Below are 24157 nucleotides of genomic sequence, written 5' to 3'. Positions count from 1 at the left end.
ATGTGTACGGCAAAGAACCCGGCGTAATATTTCAAATGCTCGACTTCTAGGGGTCAGTACTCCGCTGACGACGGACCTGTTCGGGATTTGGAACCCAGGGATGTGCGTTCCAGCAATGCCGGGCGTGGCTTTGCGGTGAGTCGAACTCTCTACAACAGGATCCACACACGTAATTGGCATCGGGCCAGGGCTCGCTGACGAACATCGCTGTCACCGTCGTCGCTACCGGCTCGGGAGCTTCGCTCCGCGTGACGTACTTGTAGCCGATAACCGTCCGTTGGCCCATCGCTGTTCGGGCGACCTCGGCGGGCTTCTCCTCGGGGAGATACACCCAGCGAACGAAGTCGTCGACCGATTTCTTGGCTGAGGGCTGGAGGATGAACCATCGCTCGTGGTCATCTCGGAACAGGTAGCGTTCGGTCCCCCTGTTTTGGAGGTATATTGGGTCACCCCTGCCGGGGACGAGCTGCAGTCCGAGCGACGGCGATACCGGTTTCAACAGCTGGTCGACGACCGATGGGTCGTCATCTGTCCGGCTCTCCGAATCAGCCTCCGCTACGAATTCATCGAGACTGGCATTCGTGGTCACGGGGACCACCTCCCGAGGGAGGCCTGTTCCCGGTTGGACTTAGTTGGGACTTCGCAGAGAAACCGCCACTTCGGCTGCTCTCGGATCTGCTTATCGGGGCGATTTCCCGCTTGGCTGGGGTCTGTTTTACCGGCACAGTGCCAGCCCTTGTCTCTGAGCGCTTTGATCATCGAGCCGTCGAAGTCGGCCCGCACGAACGTCAGCAGGAGCCGAACGCCTCGTCGCCGGCCGTGCCGACGCACGAACCGCTCCATCGACCGGGCGAGGGCGGCAGAGGCGAGATTGGGGAAATCGACGCCGATGCAAATCCGTGCCGCCTCGACGATCTCGTCGCCCTCGTATCGCGTCCCGTCGTACTCCAGCGAGCGAATCAGCGGATAGCGCCACGTAATCGCACCTAGTAGCTGGTCCTGGTAACAGAGTCCGTGATGGACGAGATTCGTCCGGGGGACATCGTCCATATAGGAGTGATGTGCTTCGTAGATCGCGCCGCCGACGTGGCGCGGGATCGATTCGATATGGACGCGCTCTGCGAACCGCAAACCGAGCGGCGCCGTGACCGGCTGGCCTTCCCGATGGATGGGACACGAACACCCCTCGGGGGTAGGCGTATACTGGAAGCCGGTACTCCGTATTTGGTCTAGAGAGTGTGTTTGGGTCACGAGTCGGTGTCGTCGATGCGCTCCTGTCGGTCGTTGTATCGCTCCAGTTCGCGCCCGATTTTCTCGAGCGCCTCGACACCACGTTCGAGGAGCCGGTGGGTGGCTCGCGCCAGTCGAAGCGTCTCCATCAGTGCCTCCCCTCCGGGGGTTCGATGAGGTCGTTGCTCTCTTCGGCGAGTTCCCGGATTACCCGTTCTACGTCAGCATCCTCGGCAACCGTCCGATGTACGAGCGGGGCAGGATATGCACGGTCGCCCTGGCTGCAGAGAACGACCAGCCACTCGTCGCTTCCATCCCCGAGTACGATGTAGTGGTCGCGATCAGCGCGCTGGAAGACCCGCCGATCCGGGCGAGAGACGGCTCGCCAGTTCTCGGGGAGCGTCGGCGACGGCCGTCCGCCGTCGGGGAGTGCGACGACGTCGTCGGTGATTGCCGCCATCGCGGCGTCGATCTCCTCGTCGGTGAGGTGCCAGCACGCCGCTGCACCGTCGCACTCCAGCTGCGAGACCACTTGATTCCGGAACGCGATGTAGTGCTCACGAGCGAACTGCTCATCGTCGTAGTAGTCGAGAAGGAGCGCGCACGCGAGCTGGGCGGGCCCGCTGCCTCGATACCCGACCTCGAAGCCGCTGGGACTGTGGTTGACGAGATCGAGACTGCGGTCGGGTGTGAGCTCTGTGTCCTCGGGACGACGAGTGACAACCAGATCTCCACGTCGACGTCGGCCGACGTACGCCGTCGTCATTTGAATCGCCCCCGTTCGTCCCGCTCGCGATTGGACACGTCCCACTCGTGGTCTGTTGGTTTAATCTCGGACCCGAAGCCGTGTCGTTCGGCGTGTTCGGTGCGACTGAGGAGTTCGAGGTTTTCTGGTCTGTTGTCCCACCTGACACCATTCTTATGATGAACGTGCTTGTCCGCGACGGCGTCGAACCCGCGCTCTGCCACCATTACGAGTCGGTGGATACCGACCGAGTCTGTCGTCCCACGATAGTTTGTGGCACAGATGACGTAACCACGGTCGGTGAACACGGCGGGATGCCGTCGACGGTTCGGGGCCGCCTCACGTGCGTCTCGACGAGGAATGTCGAACTTCTGCATCCACTTATGCACCGTCGGTTGCGTACAGTCGAGCTTATCTGCGATCTCGTTCGTACTCAGCTCCTGTTCCCAGTAGAGTTCGTAGAGGAGCGATTCGTCTCGCCAGGGGTACTCTGAATCGGTCATGGCTCGGTAACGGGGAGTGGCTTCCCCCGCGCCCCTCTCGGGGGCAATAAACACTACCGAGCGGAATCGTACTTGAATCTCAGATCCAGTTCGTCACCGACCCGAGCAGGTCTGCAGACAGCGTGAGTTACGGTGGGAGGTGACGGTCGTAGATATTCCGCCGATGCCCGACCGCCTCGACGATGAGGACATCCTCGTCTCGGTCCCACGTGATGATCGCACGGTAGTCACCGGCACGAAGCTTGTAGTACGGGTAGCCGGTGAGCTTTTCGAGTCGGTGGGAGGTCCAGTCTTTCGCCTCGTCGAGTTTCTTCACCAACCGCTCTTGCGCTTCCGATTCGAGTCCCTCTAGCAAATCGAGTGCTTTCGGTGTCCACTCGACCTCAGTCATCGATGCCTAGCCGGTCCTTCACGTCGTCCTGCGACACCGTCTCGCCCTGCTCCCGCTGCTCGCGGCTCTCGGCCAGATGCTCCAGCGCTTCCTCGGACAGCTGCGTTGGCGGGTTGACAGCGTCCCGAAGCGCGTCGCGGATGAACTCGGATTTGTTCGCGTAGCCACGCTCCTCCCAGACGTCGTCGACCTGTGCCAGCAGCGACTGTGGCACCCGGACGTTGATTTTCTCCATTTCACCGTCGCCGCCGGCGTCGCTGTCAGTGCTCATATGCTGTGATACGCCTGTATCACGTAAGTAGCTTCGGTTGGATACGCAGACTGTGATTGACGAGGTCCAGACTGCGCTCGAGGGAGAGTCGACGATGCTCCGAGAGGTTCAGGACGACGGCTTGGCCGTCGACGCGGAAGCCGACGTATTCGACTGCGTCTCGGTGAGCCTGACCTGGCGATGCGACTGGAACCGATTCCGAACTGGCCATAGGTACATTCCCGTTCATCGTTGCTCGCGGGCGGTTCGGTGACCCCCGCACCCCTCTCAGGGGTTCAACAAACAGGACGGCGCTGCGTTCGGCAACGTATTTGGCAGTTGCAACGTACTGTCCACATAATTGAGGATGGCTGTACTGGACGATCTCTCGGGGTTCGAGTTCGAGGACGTGATGGAGGACGTGTTCCGGAACCTCGGCTACGAGAACGTCCGCCAGGCCGACCGCACGGCTGACGAGGGTCGCGACGTCATTATGGAGGAGGTCGTCGACGGCACGCGGCGCGCGATCATCGTCGAGTGCAAGCACACGGGGACGGTCGGGCGGCCGGTCGTCCAGAAGCTCCACTCCGCCATCGCGACATTCGATTTCGACGGCCCCAAACGCGGAATGGTCGTCACGACCGGCCGGTTCACGAATCCCGCTCAGGAGTACGCCGATCGCCTCCAGCAGAACGACGACCCGCACCCAATCGAGTTGCTCGACGGCGAGGACCTCCGAGAGATCGCCGACGAGATCGGCCTCGACCTCTACAACGGTCGCATCGAGATTCTCTGCGACGAGACCCTGCGCCCGTACGATCCGGCCGCCGACGTCGACGCCGCCGTCGCGGAGGCATTCCGCGACATCGAGAACATCGAAGCCGCCGACCTCTCAGACCCACACTCATCGGTGACGTTCCGCCCGGTGGTCGCTGTCACCGCGGACACGAACGCCGTCTTCGAGACGTCGGTGGGCGTCATCCACCGGATCAACGACCGGACGCGATTCGTTGCCCACGCCGAACGCGGGCAGCCGCAGGTCGTCGATGAGGACGTCGGGACGCTGGTCACCGAGAACCTCCACGCGACGGTCGACCTCGACACCGCGCAGTTCGGAGAGGTGTTCGACGACGTCGAGGAGCGCCGGTTCGGGCAGACCCAGACGGAGTACAAGGACTGGGCCGTCGAGCGGCTCCAGGAGCACCACACAACGACGGTGACCTACACCGGCGACAACAACGTCACGTACAACAAGACTTGCGAGCCGAACCGCTCGGACATCTCCGTCCAGTCGATTGAGCCGGTGTACCTCCCCGAAGTTCGGCACACCACCGACATCCAGGAGTACACCTACCCCTACGAGTACTACGCGGCAGGCCCGTCAAGAGTGACAGCCGAGGACGGCATCCACCGCTGCGTTTATTGTGACACGAGCGGCGGCGACGAGACGTACACCTACTGTCCGAACTGCGGGGCCATCGCCTGCTCCAGCCACACCAAAACGGAGCGGCTGGAAGGCGAACCGGTCTGTACGGGCTGTCCCGTGACGGAACGGTTCGCGCTGAAGACGAAGTACTTCTACGACGAGGAGAACCTCGAAGCGTTCCGCGAGGAGTACGCCGCGATGCCGATCCATGAGAAGGTGATGGAAAACAAGTGGCTGGCCGGGGGAAGCGTTGTCGCGACGCTGCTGGTCGTCGTCGGACTACTCGTCATCGGCGGCATCATCTGAGCGGGCTAAGCGTTCACGCCGGCTCAGCGACCAGCTCTTCGAGCGCGTGCTCAAGCGGGCCGTGGAACTGCCAGCTGGCCCGCTCGAAGGCGTCCTCGGTCGGACCATCCCACCGGGGGAACGCGGAATGACCACTCACCTTGACCGTCCACTCGGACGGCTCCTCGAATGGGTTCCGGGTCGGGAGTTCAACGACGTAGAGGTACTCTTCGTCGCCGTGGATGCCGTCGGCCGGATTCTCGACGCCGTGTCCGAGCAGAAACATCGGCTGGTTGAGGTGCTCCATATTGTCCGGATCGAGGAGATCCGAGGGTTGGTCAGCGTGGATGCTCCGATCACGCCCTTCGTCCACGTAGAGGGTCATCGTCGAGAGTGTGTCGAGGAACAGGAACTGGGCAGCGGCGTACGCAGGCCCGCGCTCTGTTCGTGTCTCGTCGAGCAGCTGCTTCAGCTGATTAAGGTCACGGAGGACGCTATCGGGATACCCGTCCGAGTGTCGGTAGATTTGTGCGATGCGGTCGGTATCGGACTGTTCGCCTGCGGTCTCGCTCCGTTGGATGAATCGGAGTTGACTTCGTGTCGACATCGATCACCGCCGGCGCGTGTGCGCCGGCACCCATCGCCGGCGCAGAAACAACCTCTCCTGAATCGAGTGGGGTTTCTGGGATCTCGACGAATGGCTGAAACTGAGAAACTTAAACCCGGTTAAAAACGGATTCCGAAATTCGCAAGATGGCAGTCGGGTGGGGTCCTTGCTCGGAAACTGATGCTGTTCCAGCCCAAAGGTATGCGTATGTCATCGGAGTCTGAGAGGGGCTCACCACTCCCCGATCCGGATGAGATTGCCAGGCGGGCCGAACGGCAGCGTAGTCTGTACGAGGAGGCCGCCGAGAATCCAGACCGGGTGGTGCCAGCGATGTTCATCGAGGACTGCGCCCGGTGCGAAACGCTCGCCGATAAGCGGCGTCGTGAGGGCTTCTATAAACACTTCTATCGGACACTCCCTGACCGAGAGACAGCGAAGCTGTCCAGCGACGATCTCCCCGAGGAGATTCAGTCTGCTGCGCCCGTCCATCGTGCAATTGATGATACGACTCTCGAGGACGAGAGCGCGGACGTGGCCTCCGTTTCGGAGCTGTGGGAGCAGATCGGTACTGGTGAGCACCCGGGCAAGCTGTGTCAAACTCCACTGGTCCACTATATCGACCGTGAGGACTGCTATATCCACGCAGAACCAACGCGGGTCGGCTTCAGCTATGGCCTCCCCGTATTCGTGTATAAACGCCGGCAATCGGACAACCACTACGGAGTCTTCTTCTCCAGTGAGAAGGCGTATCTGTGGCTCTGTGGGTGGATTCTGCACGCCAACGGATTCTTCGACCCGAAAGAGTTCATCCCATCACTCTACTTCTTGAAGGCCTCGGACCCATCCACAGTTGCTCCTGAGCTGGTGTCCAAAACAGAAGATCTCGTGTTTCGTAACGGATTCCCCGGCGTAGACGCGCCCGAAATCACAGACCTGCCGGACGGGGCCAATCTGTACCAATTCCCGTACAGCAAGGACACGTATGCGGATCAGTTTGCTCGATGGCGCCGTCTCTACTTCGACGAGCGAACCCCTCGTGGATGCGGGTCCTGCGACGTGTGTCGGGCGTAAATTCACCGCCCTAACGCGTGCTCTACGCTAGGTGCGACACCTCTGATGGTTCTTCGACGTCGTCGAACTCGCCGCGCTCGACAGGCTCCCAGTCCTCACCTGGCTCCGGACTCCACCAGTCGACCTCGTAGGCGCCCGGTGCGCCGAGGATCTTCACGCGCGCCGACCCATCAGGCAGGTCGCGGCGCAGTTTTTCGTCGACGTGGAGGTTCCAGGTCGTGGTAGAATCGAAGCAGGCGAGCACGGCCTCCTCGTAGCCGCGCGTCTCGCGGGATTCTTGGAGTTCGACCTGGGTGTTGCAGTTCTTGCAGAACACCCCCTCGAACGGGATGTGAGTGAAGACCTCCTGCCCGCAGACGGGACACCAGAGGAACTCGAACAGTGCCTCGCTGTGTCGGTCAAGTACTTCGAGACTCATTGGTTGACTCACCCGGTCGTACCGGGCCACCACCTCGTGCCCGGCCGAAAAACAGCGCCCACCGCTCACTCACTCACCGTTCGGCGCCGTAGACGATGCGTGAGGGGGCTTCGTACCCACAGTCGGGGCAGTCGTACCATCGCTGGATTTTCGCCCCGTCTGCTGCCTTCTCGCCGACGCGAACGTCGTCGTTCGGACACTCCGGACAGCTGAGTTCCGGGGTGGGCCGCTCCCGGAGTTCGTCACGGAACGACTTCGCATCCTTCGTCTCGTATCCTCGCGACCAGACGGGGTAGCCGTCGACGAGAATCACCCCGCGCCACGTGTACCGGTAGGAATCCGGCGTTCGATGCAGGACGGCTCGCGCACCGGTCTCGGTGTTCCGATACGCGAGTGTCGGCGAGCGGCTCTCGCGTCGCCAGTTGGTGATGGGAGGCATTATTCAGAAGTGGACGTCAGCGGGTACGATCCAGAGCTCTTCACTCTCCTCGAGGAGTCGATCCAGTTGTCCACGGTGGCGAATGCCGGTTCCGTGTTCGGTGTACAGGAAGATCGTCGGGCCGTCGTACGCACCAACCTTGTGGAAGGCGTGCCGGGCGAGGTCCTCGTCGCGCATGATCTCCTCGTCGGAGAGCTCCTCGATGGCCTCTTTCACCCGGTCGAGATTACGCTCGAATTCCTCTTTCGTCGCCTCCCAGCCACGCTCGAGCAGGTCTTCGCCGTCATCGGAGTCGACGGGGGCTGCCGTCGGCAACTCCCCCCATCGGGCCGAGCCAGCGACCCTCGTGTCCTCCTCGTCGAAGGCGACAAAGTAATCAAATACAGCACCGGATTGGGGCTCAGCGCCGACCAACTGCCTGAATACTGACTTCCCTGCAGCCAATGCTTCGTCTTCTGTCGATGCCTCTACGAGGGCGTAAATGACCAAATGCATCTAAACCACCTCAGCGCCCGTGGGCTAACCGCTACTTGACCCAACGCGCGCCGCTCTCTCACCGGCGCGAACAAACAAATCCTGACTGGTACTCTTAGTACAGCTCAACTTCATAGAGAAATCGTCTTTTACTGCTCAGCTCGTCAAACGTCACATATTGACGTCCACCTCGAAACGAGGTTCCTCCACGCTGGATACGGCGTTCCACGGGAGTGACTTACGGGTTTGTGCGCTGTTCGTTGGGATTTGTCCCGATCTCGGGGGCGTCTGTGGTCGAACGCCACTCGTGGTTGTCCCACTGGAACCGCACGGGCCGCGCCATCGGCCTGACTTGCTGCTCGGTGATCCGCCGCAGGAACGTCTCTGCGGCTGTGAGATCGGCGTGTCCCTCGAACCCGCAGGGGCAGGTCAGGGTCTCTCGATGTCGAACTGTCTCGGCTTGCTCCCCGCATTCCGGACACGTCTGACTCGTCCATGCCTCGGTCTTCTCCGCTACCTCGATTCCATACTCCTCACAGACGGACCGCAGCTGATCGACGAACTGCTTGAACGCCCAAAAGTTCTCCAGCTTCTCGTTGATTTCAGGGGATGGTTGGATTTCGATGACGCCGGTGAGGTCGCCAATGTACACCGTTGCGATCCCCTCGTCGTGTAATCGTTCAACAAGGTCACGGATGAGGGCCTTCTGGGCATGGGTCCGCCGGCGGGAGCGTTTGCGGTAGAGCCGGCGGATTCGTTGGCTCGTGTCCCGCTCTGGCGGCAGCTTGGACGACAGGCGCGCGATCTCTTCGGTTGTCGAACGGAACTGCTCGAACAGCTCCTCACCGTCGTAGAGGTACCGTTCCCCTGTCGTGGTCGTACAGGCAACGAGATTGTTGGCACCTAAATCGAGGGCGGCTTCTTCCGAAGCCAGTGGTGAATCCAGTTCCGAGTCGTCGACTGAGACTGGTTGATATGCTCGATAGGTGCCTTCAACCTCGTCGTATTGAATTTCCAGTCGCCCCTGTTCGCCGGACCACTTCGGATCGCCACGCACCTCCAGTCGGAGCCGTTCGTAGTACCCCAGTCCATACTTCTCTTTGAGATCCTGGCCGACCGGAATTTCGACCCGGGAGTAGTCGCCCCACTCGATCTCGTACGAATCGTTCCGAACGAACAGCCGGAGATCTCGCCCGTCCTCTTGATTCCCCCAGTAGCCCGGTGGGGACGCGTCTTCACCGCTTTCCAATAGCGCGAAAAACGACTTCCAGGCGGCGTTGTTCTTTCGTGTCACCGTCTGGACGCCGGCAGCGCCGAGTTGGCCTTTGTACTGTCCGCGAAACTCATTGGTCTCCCAGATGTTCTCGTCATCGAAGAACCGCTGGCGGCGGGCATAGTTCAGCTCGTTCCAGAAGCTCGCCGTCGCGTCCATGACGTCTTGTAGGAGGGCCTCATCCGACTCCGAGCGGGGACGCACCTCGAAAGTATTGATCCGTTTCATCGCTTGCTTATTTCCTGCTGGTCGGGTCGCTCTCATCGGCGCGGAATGTAGCCGAACCGTTCGATCTCGGCGGCCTGTTCTCGGAGAAGCCCGACGAGGACTTGCTCTGGAACGCCTGCCTGTGCTTGTTCGACCAACAGACTCTGAAGTCCCTCACGGTCGTCCTCGACGGCTTTGAGATCGTTATCGCCCATCGATGCGCTCCCGGGTATCCCCGGTTTCGTATTTGAATGTTGGCGACGCCGTCTGGCTCTGAGAGTTACGGTGACTTCGTTCGAAGACGGCGCCGGCGTGTGGGTCCGCGCCGACCAAGCGGTCGAACACCGACTTTCCGGTGGCCAGCGCGTCGTCGTGCGTCGATGCCTCTACCAGTGCGTAAATCACCATATGCATCTCGAACACCTCGAAACGCCGACGCACCGGGAATCGTTGCTCGCTCCAGCTGCGCCGGCACCCATCGCCGGCGCGGAATAAACAACTCTGGCCTCACTCGATCACAGGATATTGTTCGCCCACTCGACGGTGATCGCTACGGCATCGGGTGTGAAAGCTACGATGGTCATTTTACCGTTGATTGAACTGGAAACACTCTTGAGATGTATTCACGCACAAAACACGATGTGCCGTTTCAGAGGGCTACGCTAATTCCGAGCGACGGAATCGGAAATTCGCGATCTTACTGGTCGAGGAGACACTTTGAAAGCGTCACGATTCGGTTAGCAGCTGTCGAAGGACGTAGTGTAGGATGCCGCCGTGTTCGATGTATCGCACCCCGGCAGGTGTGCCCACCTGGGCCGTCACCGGGAACTCAACCGACGACCCGTCCGACCGCTCCGCAGTCACCGTCAACTCGGCCATCGGCTCCAACTCGTCGTCCAACCCGTAGATCGTGTAGACCTCTGACCCGTCCAATCCAAGCGCCTCCCAGGAGTCACCGTCCTGGAACTGCAACGGCAACACACCCATTCCGACGAGATTGTCCCGATAGATGCGCTCGTAGCTTTCCGCGATGGTCGCACGAACACCGAGAAGGTCGGTCCCCTTCGCCGCCCAGTCACGGCTCGACCCAGTCCCGAACTCCTCGCCCGCCATCACGACGAGTGGAGTTCCCTCCTCGCGGTACCGCTGGCTGGCCTCGAACACGGTCGTCTGCTCACCAGTCGGATGGTGGATGGTGTACCCGCCCTCGACGTCGTCGAGCATCTGATTCTCGATGCGGACGTTGGCGAACGTGCCTCGCATCATCACCTCGTGGTTACCCCGGCGGGCACCGTACGTGTTGAACTCGTGGGGCTCGACACCGTGGTCCATCAGCCACTGGCCGGCCGGCTGATCCGTCCCGAACGGCCCGGCAGGACTGATGTGGTCAGTCGTAACCGTGTCACCCAGCGTTAGCAGACACCGTGCATCCTCGACGTTAGAGACGCTGGGTTTCTCCAGCGGGAAATCTTTGAAGAACGGCGGCTCCCGGATGTATGTCGAGTCCTCGTCCCACTCGTAGACCTCGCCCGTCGGGGCCTCCAGCGCGTCCCATCGCTCGTCGCCTTCGAACACTTCGGCGTACTTCTCCTCGAACATCGACGGGTCGACGAAGTCGTGGACGGCTTCGTGGATCTCGTCGCTGTCTGGCCAGAGGTCCGCCAGATAGACCGGGTTGCCGTCCTCGTCGTACCCCAGCGGGTCCTGCTCCAGATCGATGTCCATCCGCCCAGCGAGCCCGTACGCCACCACCAGCGGCGGGCTGGCGAGGTAGTTCGCGCGCACTTTTGGATGGATGCGCGCCTCGAAGTTCCGATTCCCGGAGAGTACGCTCGTCGTCCAGAGGTCGTGTTCGTCGATAGCGGTCTCGATCGGCTCCGGGAGCGGCCCTGCGTTCCCGATGCAGGTCGTACAGCCGTAGCCCACGACGTTGTAACCCAGGTCTTCGAGGTATGGCAACAGCCCCGATGCTTCGAGGTACTGGGTGACGACGCGGCTGCCGGGCGCGAGGCTTGTCTTAACGTAGTCCGGGACGTCGAGGCCACGCTCGACGGCGTTTTTCGCCAGGAGCCCGGCTGCCAGCATCACGGAGGGATTCGACGTGTTGGTACAGCTGGTGATGGCGCTAACGACGACGCTCCCGTGCCCGATTTCGACGTCGTTGCCGTCGATATTCACGGAGGCGCGCTTCGTGAGAGGGTCGAGGTCGGGGCGGTCTCGACCGGTGTCCACGACCGCCTTGCCGCCGTCGGTCTGCCCCATCGATTGGTCGCTCTCACCGAGCCACCGGGCCAGCGCCTCCTCGTCAGCGTCGTCGAGTTCGTCCTCGAACTCGCCGTGGAGTAATTCCCGGAAGTGGGTTCGCATGTCACCCATCTCGACGCGGGACTGGGGTTTCTTGGGGCCGGCGAGACTCGGCGTCACGGTCGAGAGGTCCAGTTCGACCGTCTCGGTGTACTCGGGGTTCTGCTCACCGAACAGCCCCTGGGCGTCCAGATACTTTCGGACGAGCTCGATGTGGTCCTCGTCGCGGCCCGTCAGTTCGAGGTAGTCCAAGGTGGCCTCGTCGACGGGGAACATGCTGATGGTCGAGCCCTGCTCGGGCGCCATATTCGCGATTGTCGCCCGATCAGGAACAGTCAGCGTCTCCACGGCGGGCCCATAGAACTCAACGAATCGATCGACAACACCGACATCCCGCAGCAGTTCGGTGACGTGCAGTACGAGGTCAGTCGCCGTCGCACCCTCGGGGAGTTCACCTGTGAGTTTCACGCCGACAACCTCGGGGAGGTTCATCGTGATGGGCTGGCCGAGCATCGCGGCTTCGGCTTCAATACCGCCGACGCCCCAGCCGACGACGCCGATGCCACCAATCATCGGCGTGTGGCTGTCGGTCCCGACGAGGGTGTCTGGGAACAGCCAGTTCTCGCCGTTCTGCTCGCGTTCGTGGACGACTTGCCCGAGATACTCCAGATTCACCTGGTGGACGATACCCGTCCCTGGCGGCACGACACTGAAGTCGTCGAAGGCGTTTTGCGCCCACTTCAGCGCCCGGTACCGTTCGCTGTTGCGCTCGTATTCGAGTTCGACGTTCTTCTCGTAGGCGTCCTCGTTGCCGAAGTAGTCCACTTGGACGCTGTGGTCGATGACCAGGTCGATGGGGACTTCGGGTTCGACGAGGGTTGGGTCGCGGTCCTTGCGTTCGACGGCCGATCGGAGTGCCGCGAGGTCTACAACGGCGGGGACGCCGGTGAGGTCCTGGAGGATAACCCGGGACGGCTGGAACGGGATGTCGGCGTCGGGAACGTCCGGTTGCCAGCCAGCGAGGGCCCGGATGTCGTCCTCGGTAATGTCCTCCCCGTCGGCGTTACGGAGGACGGATTCAAGCATAACACGGATACTGACCGGGAGTTTGTCAAGTTCACAGAGGCCTTCCTCTTCGAGGACGGTGAGGTCGGCCATTTTGTAGGTCGTTCCATCGGCTTCGAACTCGCGGATCGCATTGAAAGGGTTCATTATTGTGGAAGATTTCAAACGGAGTAACCTTATTCTTGTTCCCGTTCTCGGGAGACGGGATTCGAGCAGTTCGACGTGTTCGTTGGACCTGCCCGAAGGGGTTCAGAGAGCTCGTTGCTCTCGTGTTCGACGAGTGACACAGTTCTGCATAAGGTGGCACTGTCTTTCTCGCTAGTCTTCATGGGTTCATACACCCATTTCTTGGCCAGTCTTACCGTCCATGCGTTCAGGCGCGATTCGCGACAACCGCATCGCGTTCCCGGTGACACCGAGGCTCATCCCCATATCACCGACAACGACCGCCAACGCAACGCTGACCAGACCCAGCGGCACGCCCAGCGCCAGCAGGAGCTTTACGCCGAGGCTCGCCCAGATGTTCTGCCGGATCACGCCGTTGGCCGTACGCGACAGGTCGTACAGGTACGGGAGCTTCCCGACATCGTCGCCCATCAACGCAATATCGGCCGTCTCAAGAGCGGTGTCGGTGCCGGCTGCGCCCATCGCGATGCCGACCTCCGCGGTGGCGAGCGCGGGCGCGTCGTTGATGCCGTCACCGACCATCGCGACCTCACCGTACTCTGCCTGTAATTTCTCGACAGCGTCGACCTTCTCGTCGGGCAGGAGTTCTGCGCGATACTCATCGACACCGACCTGCTCGGCGATAGCGCGGGCAGTTCCCTCGTTGTCGCCGGTCAACATTACCACGCGCTTGACGCCCAACTCGTGCAGGCGTTCGACGGCCCGCTTTGAGGCCGGGCGCACCTCGTCGGCGATGGCGATCGCACCCAGCAGTTCCGACTTCGTCCCGACGATAACGACCGTCTTGCCCTCCCGCTCCAGCGCGGAGAGGGCATGTTCGGCGAACGCGCCGGCGTCGGACTCGGCTGCCTCTTCCGCCATGACACCGCCGTCCGTCTCGCGGCGTGCCCGAGCGAGGTCGAAGCCGAGCTCCTCGAAGAGCGCGGGCTTGCCCGCATAGTACGTCTTGCCGTCGATCTCGCCGCGGATGCCCCTCCCGGTGAGGCTCTCGAAGCCAGTCGGGTCGGGCAGGTTGCCTACGCCTGCCTCCTCCGCCCGGGCGAGAATCGCCGTAGCGATGGGATGCTCACTGCGCCGCTCCAGCCCGGCGGCGCGACGGAGCAGATCGTCCTCCGTGGTGTCACCCACCGGAACGACGTCGGTGACGGCGAGTTCGCCCTTGGTGAGCGTCCCGGTCTTGTCGACGGCGACGGCGTCGACCTCGCCCATCGCTTCTAGGTAGTTTCCGCCCTTGATCAGGACGCCGTTCTTCGCGGCGCTCGTGATGCCCGACACCACCGAAACGGGTGTGGAGATGACGAACGCACACGGGCAGGCGATCACCAGCAGCGTGAGCCCGCGGATGAACCATGACTGCCAGTCGCCCGCGAAGGTGAACCCGTAGCCGGCTAGGTCCACCGACACCGGGTCGGCAATGACCAGCGGCGGGATGGCGGCGGTCAGGATTGCCAGCGCGACGACGAGAGGCGTGTAGTAGCCCGAGAAGCGGTCGACGAACTGCTCAGACTCGGTTTTCTTCGCCTGTGCACCCTGTACCATCTCGATGATGCGCGAGAGCGTCGAATCGCCAGCGGTCGAGGTAACCTCTACCTCGAGGTACCCCTCTTCGTTGATCGCGCCGGCGTAGACCTCGTCACCGGTAGCCTTGTCGACGGGGACACTCTCGCCCGTAATCGGCGACTGGTCGACTGCACTCTCGCCGTCGATGACCGTCCCGTCGAGCGGAATCTTGTCGCCGGGGCGGACGACGACGGTCTCGCCAACGTCGACCTCCTCGGCGGGAACGGTCACTTCCTCACCATCGCGACGGACGGTCGCCTCGTCGGGCGAGAGTTCCATCAGCTCGCGCAGGGAGTCCCGTGCCCTGTCCATCGCATAGTCCTCGAGCAGTTCGGCGATGCTGAACAGGACGGCCAGCGTGGCGGCCTCGACGAAGTAGCCGATACCGGTCGCCGCGATGATCGCCGTCCCCATCAGCAGGTCGATGTCCAGACTTCGGTTCTTCGCGGAGTAGTACCCGCTACGGACGACCGGGATGCCACTGGCCGCGACGGCGCCGAGGAACAGAACATCTGCGATATGGAGCGGGTACTCGAGGACGCTCGCCACTGTGACGTTCTGCCCGGTGAGGAGGAACTCGAAGAGGAGACCGAGCGTGACGAACGCCGCGCCGAGCCACATCTTCTTCGCGCGGGGACTCGTCCAGACCTCCGACGGTGGCGCGATGTCGACGCCATTGCCCGACTCCTCTCGCTTATCGCTCTCGGCGTCCGAACCTCCGACGACCTCATAGCCGGCACCTTCGATCGCTTGGACCACGTCGGATTCGCTGATTCGGTCAGGGTCGTACGTAACAGTCGCCGTGCCGGTGGTCGGCTGGAGCGTCGCGTCGACGACGCCGTCGACGCGCTGGAGGCTCTTGTCGACCTTCTGGGCGCAGGAGGGACAGTCCATCTCGGGGACGGTGAAGCGGGCGGTCAACTCCTGTCGCTGCCCGCCCCCGCTCGCCTGTCCCGCTATATTCGGATTCTCTGTCATCACTTCACGGTAGGAGCGGGAGTTCGATAGGTCTTTATTGGAATATTCCAACTACTGGCGTCAGTGTGATGCCAGCCGTTCTTCAGCTACCCGCTCGCCGGCGACATGTTGCTTCGCCAAATGTTCTTCCGCCCGACGGAGTCGGTAGGTGAGTGTTGACCGTGGCACGTCGAGATGCCCGGCGAGCTCGCCGACGTCGACCTCGCGGGGCGACTCGTAATAGCCGTGTTCAACCGCAGCCTGAAGAGCGGCCTCTTGGGCTGGCGGTAGGCCGCTCGGTGTCCCGTCGCGTCCCCCAGCTGATGTTGTTGTGTCCGCTGTGCGGAGCATCTCCATTTGTGCACACTCCCCCACGGCGACTTCGAGAGCGTCGAAGAACGCCGCCACGTCACCATCGCCGGAGTGGATGAGTCGCCACGTGTAGTGGCGCCCCTCGTGACGGGTCTCGAACAAGACGCCGTCGCCGAGGTGGTCGCGAGCGATATGGGGAACTGAGGCGCAGGTCGGAGTGCGCTCCCAGTCGGAGTAGAGGATGAGCGTGTCGTCCGTCCGATCCAGCACACGAGTCGTCTGTGTGGCGCCACAGTCCTCGGTGGCGAGACAGTCAGCGTAGTAGTCGCCGGTGAGAAAGGCGTCCTCGATGGCGTCGAGCGCCTCAGGAGTTCCGGTGGCGTGGTCGACCCGCCAGAGACGCTCGGCAGTGGCGTGCAGCGAGAGCGAGCGGACACGGGCGTCGGGGTGGTCGGCGAGGGCGTCCGCCACCCGGTTACAGCCCGGCTCGTATTCGAGGGCGAAGACGAGTTCGCGCATACCCTGTGTACGGCCTCCTACGACATAACCCATGGCCCGGGGCGATGTCTACTGGCGGGTATCAGATCACGTCGTCCGGGTCGTGGACCTCCTGCATTCGCTGCGCTTCGGCCGCGTATTGTTCCTGGAGGTCGGGGTCATCGACCGTGCCGAGATTGTCGGGTTCAGCGTCGACTGCTGCCGTCGTATCTCGGACGTCGGTGAATGAGGTTAGTGCTCGTTCCTTCCGATAGTACTGTTCGCCATCGGGTGTTGCGTAGGTGAGGATGATCAGATTCTGTTCGTCATCGGAGTACGTCCGCTCGACAAGCCAAACACGAACACCGTCTTTAGGCTGATTTGACATACTTGGGTGTTTCCCGGGATCCACTAAGGAAGTGGTGTTACGGCTTGCTGAGACTCGCCTTCTCGAAGGGTAATTCTCCGGTCGGAATGAGCAGCTCCTGTCGGTCCCCGACCCGCTCAGCGAGCTTCCGTTTCAGGTACTGTCTCGCCGTCGACGGCGTGAAGACGCCCTTGTCGAGCATGTCGCCGACGACGTCTTTGAGGGCTGCGAACTGGCCCTGCAGGTGGCCGTCGCCGACCGGCTCGCCGTCGTACCAGCGCACCGTCGCGAGCGCGCCGTTCCCGACTGTTTCTCCCTGCTCGACCGTCTCTGAGTCGTACTGGAGGCCGAACCACAGCGTCCGATAGGCGGTCACCTCGAACGTCGTCGACACCACGAAGAACGCCTCGTGGTGGAGGTAGTCGAGATGGTCAGCGACGATCTCGTCGAGGGTGAGCCCGGTGGCGCGGGGCTTCGGTTCGACGACCGTCGACGGTCGATCCTCGCCGGCGAGGTAGCCGTCGACCGCATCTGCCTCGAGGCCATCGGCCAGTTCCGCCAGCAGCTGTTTCGCCCACTTGGAGTCGGTGTCGTCACCACCGAACGGCGATTCAGCCGAAATTCGGCGCTTGAGCTTGAGGTTCGCTGCGCCCCAATGGCTGTAGTGGAGCGTGTACTGTCCGTCTGTGCGTTCGTACGCAACGAGTGCGCGGTGTCCCATCGAGCAATCACCTCACGGGGCGACCGCGACTGGATCGCCCCGCACCCCTCTCGGGGGACGAACAACGCTACCAATAGTTGCTATCGAGGCTTCTTTATTCGGGATGAGTAGTGAAATTGGGGCGGCTAAATCGGCGAGTGGATCTATGAACTAAATATGGAAGCTCCTGCAAGTTATCTTCTTAAAGAATCATCGAGTATGAAGTGGATACTACACACAGTTTATGGTTCTCTCCAGTATCTCCAGAGAAGAGGTAAATCACTTAGATAAAATAATTTGGCGATTTTACGAATATTTCCGTCGTTGATCGCTGAGAGGGAGTCCTTACTGAGCTCGTTCAGATCCTTCATAAATTGATCGTACCGTTCATTTGATGCGAGATACAGTAGCCTGGTCATCATCTGACGACGATTTTGTCGGGGGGCGACTTGCTCGTGCCAGAGGTCATCGTAGACTGCCATCGCTTCCGAAGACGTATCCACTGTACCAGTAAGACAACGGTCGGCGGTCACCGCCGCTGCACGAGCTGATTTCATACACTTGTACACACCCTCACCCCATACAGGATCAACCGATGGGACTGTATCGCCAATTGCCATAAATGACGAAGTACTCATCGCTCCCGGCGGTTGAATGTGAGCTGAGCCACGAACCTGCGTATCCGAGACACGTTTGGCGTTTTCAAAGCGTGGATCCGTTTCAAGCCAATATTCGAGGAAACCGTCCACAGTTCGATCCTCAGTGGCGTGCTCCCGATACCGCTTGTTTTGAATGAAACAGACACCGACTTTTGCTGTGTCTCCACCAGTGTGGAAAATCCAAGAATATCCTCCTGGGGCGTATTCGTGGTTTAGCTGTAGCATCATCGCGTCAGCAAGATCGGCATACCCAGGATGATCGAGATTGATTCCCTCAAATTGATATTCGATACCAATCGCGTGATTTTTGCGCTCTAGATCGACGACATCCAAGCTCTTGGCTAACGGTGCAGCTGGCCCTGTAGCATCAATAACTATCTCTGCGTAGATCTCCTCGTCACTATTGTATCGGACGCCCACGACATCCCCATTATCGACTATTGGATCTCTCACACGGGCGTCAAAACGGTAGTCTGCTCCTTTCCTCCGGCCGTCTTCGACGAGGAACTCTTTGAACTCAGAAAACTCCAGGACGAACCCCGGCTGATCTCGAACGAGATAGTTGTTAGGAGATTCAATAACAACTGAATCTGTCGCGTGCATGACCACGTCGTCGGGGATACTGAAGGAGGCCATCATCGACGCGAACGTACCGCCGGTAGATTTGTTGCTCTGTGCCGGGAACTCATCCTCTGCCTCAGTCTCCAAAACAACTACATCGTAACCACGCTCAGCGAGATCTCGTGCACACTGCGCACCTGCTGGGCCTGCACCAGCAATTATCACGTCGTAGCGATCATCCATTTCTGATGTACAAACTCCCAGAATACAGCCGAAAAGGTATTGAAACACAGTGCCACTTCTGGTTCGTTTCAACATAGGCCGTCCTATAGTTTCAGCAGTAATTTTCCGCCGACATCGTATGACAACAGGAAACAGAACAGCACATACAATTCGTTTGGGCATCTAACGGAGTACTATGTCAGAGCTGGCAGAATTGGGACTCTCAAGTTATGAAGAGAAGGTATATCGGTCACTCTTAGTGACAGGTGCGGTCACTGCGACTGAACTCTCCGATATTAGCGGCGTTCCGAAAGGCCGTATTTACGATGTGCTCAACAACCTCAAAGCTCGCAAGCTGATTGAGATCCAGTCAAATGATCCAAAACAGTACGTTGCAGTACAACCCGAGACTGCCGTTGATATCCTTCTAGCTGAGAAGACGCATGAGATGGCTCAAGAGTGGAACCACCATTTGGAGGCTGCTAAAACGGTCCGTTCGAACCTTTTGCCGACACCACCTACAAAGAGTAGTTTCTGGTGCGGGTCGCTTGGGAGCGATGAAATGAGTACGGCTCTCCAGCAACATATGCGGTCTGCGGAGAATTCCGTTCATGCAGTCATGGGAACGCCCTATGAGAATTCCACGTGGGAGACATTCCAAACTGAAATTGAGGCCTTTTTTGAAGGGGCTAATTCAGGCCTCACAGTCGATTTACTGTTGAGTGAGAAGGTCGTTACCGTACTTCCGGATAGGTTTCCGAGTTTAATCGACGAACGTTCCGTCGATGTGACTGTAAGAACTATTTCTGATGTCGCTCTCTCTTTCGATGTAATCGATCAGGTAGAGACGACAATTGACCTCCCACATCCAGTAACTGGTGGCGATCGGATTGGAGTAGTCGGGATTAAAGATTCGAAGGTGGTCGAAGAGTTTGAGAAATGCTTCCAACAACTGTGGACCAATGCAGACCCTCTCATTTAGTAAACTCTAGATCCCTCTGAACCGATGATTTGCTTGAAGTGGGGGCAGACCAAGATGTAATGTCGCCTAATCGATTTGTTCCCCTCAGCGGTGAGTATATCCTCTGTACTGCCCGGCTGTTTTAGCTCGCTCTGAATATAAACCCGTATCGGCGACCACTGCTACTCGTCGATCGGGTCGGGGGAACTGAGGTCCGCGTGGAGGACTTGGCCGTCGCGAACGACGTACTTGGTTTGGCAGTATGGGAAAGCGGCACTTCGTCAACCGTCTCCGGGTCAAGCCCAAAGACTTGTCAGTGGACTCCCGCTCTATCCGCGCAAGGCGGAAGGCGTGTATTCACCATTCACGTTCAGCATCCCTGACTTCAGGGCCAGTTGACTGGTGGCCCATCCACCGCGAGACTTCTGCCCGCGATGGATATACTCGCAGTATCGGTTTGCAATGTTCTTCGCCGCGTTGTAATCAGCGTTCACCTCATACCCACATGACTGGCACTCGAACTGCTTGTCGTCGCGATTATCTTCGTGGGTACACCCACAATATGAGCACCGCTGGCTCGTGTACGCTGGGTTCACGGAATCGACGAACAACTCTGTGGATTCGACCCTGTACTCAACGAGTTCCACGAACTTCGCGTAGGCCCACTGCTGGAACTTGCTGCCGTTCGCAATGTTCCCGCGGATGTGAGTGAGGTCCTCGAAAATAATCCCGTCTACATCCGCATCATCGGCTTCCTCGATGAGGTCGTTGGCTCGGTTGTGGAGCCAGTCTAATGACCACTCGCTGAACTGACTACCAATAGATTGAATCGTGAGGTGGGCCGACCGAGTACCCGTCTGGTGTAGGCACCCCCGGCGTTGCTCGTATTGCTCGCGTTTGTGGGTGAGGAAGTCTGCACTGCCAATAAACTCGCCTGTGGAGGTGACGGCGAACGCGCCAGTCACGTTCAAGTCCACGCCGAGAACCACTCCGTTCTCGGGGAGATCATCACATGACTCGCTTTCTTGGCGTTCCGGTCCGTCACTCTCATAATCGGGATTTTTCAGCGTAACGTGCAGGTAGAACGTGTCCTCGTTCTCGTCATATTGGAGCGTGGCACTTGACGTATTCCAGTTGTCACTCTCGTAGTACCGTCCGAACGGCGTGTTCTCTCGCTGATTTTCAGGTGGGAGGACGTATTCGGCGGTGACTCTTCCGTTCGGTGTCGAGAGGGTGGCGTGGTCGTCGTTGAACGTCGCGGAGCGTTTGTCGTACACGATGCTCCACGAGTCGAACTTTGGTTGGCTGGTCTTCTCACCCTGCGTCAATTTCTCGACGCCGGCCCTGACGGCTGCGATAGCGCGACGAATACCTTTCTGAACGAGATTAGCGGTGAGCTCGGTTTCCTCCCGTAACCCGTCATACAGGGCCTCTTCGGCCCTGCTCTTGCTGGTGATACAGTCGTCGTCGTACCGCCAGGCCCACTCGCTCGTTCGGTTAGCACAGTGGAGGAATTGAGTCTTGGTCTGATGTAGATCGCCACGACGTTCTCTGGGTACGTCGAGTTTGATTCGCACCGTGCGTCGTAGCGTGTCGTCCATCTGTGATTCACCTTTGTTGTCTCTCTTCGGGAATGGGGAATTGTTCAGCCAGGTGGGTCATTGGTCGCTCCCGGGGATCGCTCCCCCGCACCCCTTCTGGGGGGCAATAAACAGCTTCTGGAACGAGACACCCGAATTCCGGCCTGCGACGTCGATCAGGACTTGATCTGTGTATCGGCGTCTCCGCTGTGTTGCGGTTGGGTGAGCAGACTCACGTCCTGCAGGAGAGCTCTCGCTGCCTCTATCCGCTCCTGATCTGCGTCGTCGAGCCCGGCCGTCTCGATGCGCTTGAGATTGGTGAGTGAGCAATGCAGTCGATATCCCGGTGTGTTGCGTGGGTCCATTTGAAGCGCCTCGCCGATTCACGGCGCAGAGAAACCTCTCCGGCTGCGGGTAGCTGTGGAACTGAGTGCGTCTATTAACCAACATTGAGAATCATATAGCCATTTTGTTGGTTAAGACGAACGGTGCGTCGATGGACTCGGCCCGTAGCGAGCCGAGCCACACACCCGGCACTCCCAGATCGGTTGGCCCGTCCACGCCGCATCCGGGACCGACTCGTGGGTCTTGAACCGATGGTCGGTCGCCTGTTCACAGGTTTGACAGTCGAGTTCCTGCGTCGTCGGTACCGACGACGCCTGGCGATCAGCCGCAGCTTCGCCAGTAGATTCGGTCAGTGCCATCGCTGGGACTATCCACACCGCGTCATCGGCGTCGTCGAGGACCGTTCCAAGACGCGACTCGTCGCGGATGCCGTCCCCACGCTGGTCGTAGAGCCGCGTCGGGGCCTGCTCCTGCCGCTCCGACGCTTCCTGCCCGTGCCACCCAGTCCGGTCACGGGCGACGCTGAGAAGGCGCTCTCCCTCCGCTGACGACACCTGTACCGCGTCGGGGAGTGAGGGCCATTGCTCGGCCAGCTGGCGCGCCGGCGCCTCGTCGAGATCGTAGATGAGCGTGTAGCCGTCGACGGCCGACTCCTCGTCGTTGGCGGAGAGGAGGTTCGCCGCGGCGCCGCCCTTCGCCACGGCGCCGTAGAACGTGGTTGACTCGACGACCAGGTGGACGATGCCGAGGCACGTCGTTGACGCTGTCTCGTCCGTGCTGGTCGCGTCACTCCCGAGATGGTTGGTGAGACAGAACCGGCATTTCGTCTGGCCGTCTGGGACTGACACCCCACAGGACCGGCACTCGCCATCGGTTATCGTCGGCGCATCAGGGTAGCCACCAGAGCTCGTCGCGACGCGTTGCCGCCGGGGGGCACCCTTACACCCGTCGTCCAGCCTCGTGTCCGGAGTGTGGGACGCTTCGCCGGTCGGCCGCAGTTCTGCAAAGTCAGTATATCAGTTGTGCATCGGTTGGCTCATAGTTTCCGTCGGTTTCGTATTTCAACGTCCGGACCATCTCGTTCGCAATATCCTCTTGATTATGCGAGACAGTACAAACATATATGGGAGTTCAGCGCCAACACTGTCGCAAGAGGTGCCACACATGTCCGAATCCTCGCGAGATGGGGTCCAGTCGTGGAGTGAGTCGATGAGCGCCCGTGACCGTATTCGAGCAGTCGCCGAGACGCTTCGCGAACCGCGGTCGGTCAACTGGATCAGCGAGCAGGCCGACGCCGCCTGGAGCACGACCAACGAGGAACTCCAGGATCTCGTCGACCAGGGACAGCTGCGTCGCGTCGAGGCTGGCGAGACCACGCGTTATCAGCCGAACTACACGCGCTTGCTCTTCGAGGAAATCCGGACGCTCATCGAGGAGAACACTCGCGAGGAGCTACGCAACGAACTGGCCGCGATTACCGAGGAGATTGAGGAGTGGCAGGCGACCTACGACGTCGAGACGTGGGAGGACCTCGAACAGTCGCTCGCCGACGGCGATCTCGCAAGTGCGGAGCTCCGGGACCGCCGCGACGTCATCGCGTTCTGGCGCGAGAACGAGGAGGATCGCCGCCTCATCAAGCACGCACTGGAACTCTACTCCGACGTCGAAGCCGCCCGCGAGCAGATGACCGACGTGGCTGACCGCGCCACAAACTAATTCTCGTGATCTTCGAACTTGCGGGCGTCATCGAGGGCGACACTATTCGTCGGACTGCTCGCCCAGCTTCTCTCGAAGCTCGACTGCTGCCTTCTCGAAGTGTTCCGAGAGGAAGGGCGTTCCCGACGTCACCCGCCCCTCAAGGAACGCAACGGCGTCAGTGACCGCATCAGCGTCGCGTTCCGCGGTCGCAACACAGTCGACATACCCGTCGAGTGCCCGATTGAACGCACGCAAGAAGTGGTCGTAGGCGCCGTCGACGCGCTCCATATTGTCGTCGAGCGACTCGACGAGTGCCCGGTAGACGGTCGCCGCCGACGCGTACCGCTCCTGCTCGCGGTACTCATTTGCGAGATCGAACCACTGCGTGAAGTCGATAGGCTCGAAGACGACGTGGTACTCGGGGTTTGTCTCTTCGAACCGCCGGTCGATCGAGGCGCGAAGCTCGTCAACCGACTGCCTCGTCGGCTCGCCGACTCGGGCGAGAAACTGGGCGCGGAGATCCGCATCGGTCGCGAGTGCGTCACGCAGGAACGCGCGGAGTTCGTCGGCGTCGGCGCCGTCAAGTGCGGCGTCGAGTTGCTCACCTACGTCTGGCGGTGGGTCGTCAACACACCGAAGCAACACGGCGACGACGTGCTTGCACGCTCCCAGCCCGTTGTACGGACAATCGCACCACGGGGCAAACCCGTCAGTGGCGAGGTCAACACGAACATCGTACTGACGGCTGCCACTCACGACGGCGGTTACGGTGGTATCGACGCGGTGTATTTCGTGGATACGGCTCTCAGTAAGATATCGTTCGCCGCGTTCGAAGACTGCGTCCGTGCAGATGTCTCGAACCGCGTCCTCGGTTACGTCCATCC

26 protein-coding genes and 3 pseudogenes are annotated in these 24157 nt (G+C 60.5%); 4 read left to right on the top strand and 25 right to left on the bottom strand.

The features are described from left to right. Positions 1–46: 46 nt before the first annotated feature. From ACZ5YD_RS01510 to ACZ5YD_RS01475, 8 genes and pseudogenes are all read right to left on the bottom strand, one after another. Positions 47–589, bottom strand: coding sequence for a hypothetical protein (locus ACZ5YD_RS01510; protein ID WP_379739784.1), 543 nt, complete (start codon positions 587–589; stop codon positions 47–49). After that, entirely contained in the window at positions 586–1131 is a 546-nt protein-coding gene (locus ACZ5YD_RS01505; RefSeq protein ID WP_417447953.1) for a hypothetical protein, read from the bottom strand. The genes ACZ5YD_RS01510 and ACZ5YD_RS01505 overlap by 4 nt, the downstream gene beginning before the upstream one ends. Before the next feature lie 116 nt (positions 1132–1247). Further along, positions 1248–1379, bottom strand: a complete 132-nt coding sequence (locus ACZ5YD_RS01500; protein WP_379739789.1) for a hypothetical protein — start codon at positions 1377–1379, stop codon at positions 1248–1250. Further along, positions 1379–1996 carry a DUF6166 domain-containing protein gene (locus ACZ5YD_RS01495; RefSeq protein ID WP_379739792.1) on the bottom strand — a complete coding sequence of 206 codons (618 nt, stop codon included), beginning with the start codon at positions 1994–1996 and terminating at the stop codon, positions 1379–1381. Before ACZ5YD_RS01495 ends, ACZ5YD_RS01500 begins: the two co-directional genes overlap by 1 nt. After that, positions 1993–2478, bottom strand: coding sequence for an HNH endonuclease signature motif containing protein (locus tag ACZ5YD_RS01490; protein WP_379739795.1), 486 nt, complete (start codon positions 2476–2478; stop codon positions 1993–1995). The genes ACZ5YD_RS01495 and ACZ5YD_RS01490 overlap by 4 nt, the downstream gene beginning before the upstream one ends. A 127-nt stretch (positions 2479–2605) precedes the next feature. Beyond that, positions 2606–2869, bottom strand: coding sequence for a type II toxin-antitoxin system RelE family toxin (locus tag ACZ5YD_RS01485; RefSeq protein WP_058984726.1), 264 nt, complete (start codon positions 2867–2869; stop codon positions 2606–2608). Next, positions 2862–3140, bottom strand: coding sequence for a ribbon-helix-helix domain-containing protein (locus ACZ5YD_RS01480; RefSeq protein ID WP_121538244.1), 279 nt, complete (start codon positions 3138–3140; stop codon positions 2862–2864). Before ACZ5YD_RS01480 ends, ACZ5YD_RS01485 begins: the two co-directional genes overlap by 8 nt. Positions 3141–3189: 49 nt before the next feature. Then, positions 3190–3351, bottom strand: a pseudogene (locus ACZ5YD_RS01475) (DUF6166 domain-containing protein); the annotation flags it as partial. A 135-nt stretch (positions 3352–3486) separates the two neighbouring features. On the opposite strand from ACZ5YD_RS01475, the gene ACZ5YD_RS01470 reads away from it, so the two are divergent. After that, positions 3487–4851, top strand: a complete 1365-nt coding sequence (locus ACZ5YD_RS01470; RefSeq protein ID WP_379739799.1) for a restriction endonuclease — start codon at positions 3487–3489, stop codon at positions 4849–4851. A 13-nt stretch (positions 4852–4864) separates the two neighbouring features. Here ACZ5YD_RS01470 and ACZ5YD_RS01465 read toward each other — a convergent pair whose 3' ends face one another. Then, positions 4865–5437, bottom strand: coding sequence for a hypothetical protein (locus ACZ5YD_RS01465; protein WP_379739802.1), 573 nt, complete (start codon positions 5435–5437; stop codon positions 4865–4867). Positions 5438–5644: 207 nt separating this feature from the next. Here ACZ5YD_RS01465 and ACZ5YD_RS01460 point away from each other — a divergent pair, with 207 nt between their 5' ends. Then, positions 5645–6508: a hypothetical protein gene (locus tag ACZ5YD_RS01460; RefSeq protein ID WP_379739805.1), complete on the top strand. Its 864-nt coding sequence runs from the start codon at positions 5645–5647 to the stop codon at positions 6506–6508. A gap of 22 nt (positions 6509–6530) precedes the next feature. Here the strand turns inward: ACZ5YD_RS01460 and ACZ5YD_RS01455 are convergent, their stop codons facing one another. The 12 genes and pseudogenes from ACZ5YD_RS01455 to ACZ5YD_RS01400 form a co-directional block, all read right to left on the bottom strand. Continuing rightward, positions 6531–6926 carry a DUF7567 family protein gene (locus tag ACZ5YD_RS01455; RefSeq protein WP_379739808.1) on the bottom strand — a complete coding sequence of 132 codons (396 nt, stop codon included), beginning with the start codon at positions 6924–6926 and terminating at the stop codon, positions 6531–6533. Positions 6927–6999: 73 nt separating this feature from the next. Continuing rightward, the gene (locus tag ACZ5YD_RS01450; RefSeq protein WP_379739811.1) at positions 7000–7365 is read right to left on the bottom strand and encodes a DUF7568 family protein; all 366 of its coding nucleotides are present in this window, start codon (positions 7363–7365) and stop codon (positions 7000–7002) included. Between the two features lie 3 nt (positions 7366–7368). Then, positions 7369–7860, bottom strand: coding sequence for a hypothetical protein (locus ACZ5YD_RS01445; protein ID WP_379739814.1), 492 nt, complete (start codon positions 7858–7860; stop codon positions 7369–7371). A gap of 217 nt (positions 7861–8077) precedes the next feature. Next, positions 8078–9340: an RNA-guided endonuclease InsQ/TnpB family protein gene (locus ACZ5YD_RS01440; protein ID WP_006825404.1), complete on the bottom strand. Its 1263-nt coding sequence runs from the start codon at positions 9338–9340 to the stop codon at positions 8078–8080. A gap of 32 nt (positions 9341–9372) precedes the next feature. After that, positions 9373–9534: a hypothetical protein gene (locus ACZ5YD_RS01435; protein ID WP_006825403.1), complete on the bottom strand. Its 162-nt coding sequence runs from the start codon at positions 9532–9534 to the stop codon at positions 9373–9375. Positions 9535–9613: 79 nt separating this feature from the next. After that, positions 9614–9733: pseudogene (locus ACZ5YD_RS01430) on the bottom strand (hypothetical protein); the annotation flags it as partial. 312 nt (positions 9734–10045) lie between these two features. Next, positions 10046–12835, bottom strand: a complete 2790-nt coding sequence (gene acnA, locus ACZ5YD_RS01425; RefSeq protein ID WP_379739819.1) for an aconitate hydratase AcnA — start codon at positions 12833–12835, stop codon at positions 10046–10048. A gap of 186 nt (positions 12836–13021) precedes the next feature. Continuing rightward, positions 13022–15412, bottom strand: a complete 2391-nt coding sequence (locus ACZ5YD_RS01420; RefSeq protein ID WP_379739822.1) for a heavy metal translocating P-type ATPase — start codon at positions 15410–15412, stop codon at positions 13022–13024. 60 nt (positions 15413–15472) lie between these two features. Further along, on the bottom strand, positions 15473–16222 hold the full coding sequence (locus ACZ5YD_RS01415; RefSeq protein ID WP_006825399.1) for a helix-turn-helix domain-containing protein: 750 nt from the start codon (positions 16220–16222) through the stop codon (positions 15473–15475). 61 nt (positions 16223–16283) lie between these two features. Continuing rightward, the gene (locus ACZ5YD_RS01410; protein WP_006825398.1) at positions 16284–16568 is read right to left on the bottom strand and encodes a hypothetical protein; all 285 of its coding nucleotides are present in this window, start codon (positions 16566–16568) and stop codon (positions 16284–16286) included. Positions 16569–16605: 37 nt separating this feature from the next. After that, complete coding sequence (locus ACZ5YD_RS01405) at positions 16606–17268, bottom strand: DUF6735 family protein (RefSeq protein ID WP_379739827.1); 663 nt, start codon at positions 17266–17268, stop codon at positions 16606–16608. A gap of 221 nt (positions 17269–17489) precedes the next feature. Further along, the gene (locus tag ACZ5YD_RS01400; RefSeq protein ID WP_379739830.1) at positions 17490–18710 is read right to left on the bottom strand and encodes a digeranylgeranylglycerophospholipid reductase; all 1221 of its coding nucleotides are present in this window, start codon (positions 18708–18710) and stop codon (positions 17490–17492) included. 175 nt (positions 18711–18885) lie between these two features. Here ACZ5YD_RS01400 and ACZ5YD_RS01395 point away from each other — a divergent pair, with 175 nt between their 5' ends. Then, complete coding sequence (locus ACZ5YD_RS01395) at positions 18886–19671, top strand: TrmB family transcriptional regulator (protein ID WP_379739833.1); 786 nt, start codon at positions 18886–18888, stop codon at positions 19669–19671. A gap of 308 nt (positions 19672–19979) precedes the next feature. Here ACZ5YD_RS01395 and ACZ5YD_RS01390 read toward each other — a convergent pair whose 3' ends face one another. The 3 genes and pseudogenes from ACZ5YD_RS01390 to ACZ5YD_RS01380 all read right to left on the bottom strand — a co-directional run. Further along, a complete protein-coding gene (locus ACZ5YD_RS01390; RefSeq protein WP_379739836.1) occupies positions 19980–21251 on the bottom strand; it encodes an RNA-guided endonuclease InsQ/TnpB family protein in 1272 nt (423 codons plus the stop codon). A 155-nt stretch (positions 21252–21406) separates the two neighbouring features. Then, the gene (locus ACZ5YD_RS01385) at positions 21407–21595 is read right to left on the bottom strand and encodes a hypothetical protein (RefSeq protein WP_379739839.1); all 189 of its coding nucleotides are present in this window, start codon (positions 21593–21595) and stop codon (positions 21407–21409) included. Between the two features lie 111 nt (positions 21596–21706). Beyond that, positions 21707–22591: pseudogene (locus tag ACZ5YD_RS01380) on the bottom strand (biosurfactant protein 1); the annotation flags it as partial. A 148-nt stretch (positions 22592–22739) separates the two neighbouring features. On the opposite strand from ACZ5YD_RS01380, the gene ACZ5YD_RS01375 reads away from it, so the two are divergent. Next, the gene (locus tag ACZ5YD_RS01375; RefSeq protein ID WP_379739959.1) at positions 22740–23291 is read left to right on the top strand and encodes a DUF7342 family protein; all 552 of its coding nucleotides are present in this window, start codon (positions 22740–22742) and stop codon (positions 23289–23291) included. A 42-nt stretch (positions 23292–23333) separates the two neighbouring features. Here the strand turns inward: ACZ5YD_RS01375 and ACZ5YD_RS01370 are convergent, their stop codons facing one another. Beyond that, on the bottom strand, positions 23334–24155 hold the full coding sequence (locus ACZ5YD_RS01370) for an SWIM zinc finger family protein (RefSeq protein ID WP_379739842.1): 822 nt from the start codon (positions 24153–24155) through the stop codon (positions 23334–23336). Between the last annotated feature and the right edge of the window lie 2 nt (positions 24156–24157).

Source organism: Halopenitus salinus (assembly GCF_055397165.1).
This window is presented reverse-complemented; position numbering and strand designations above follow the sequence as displayed.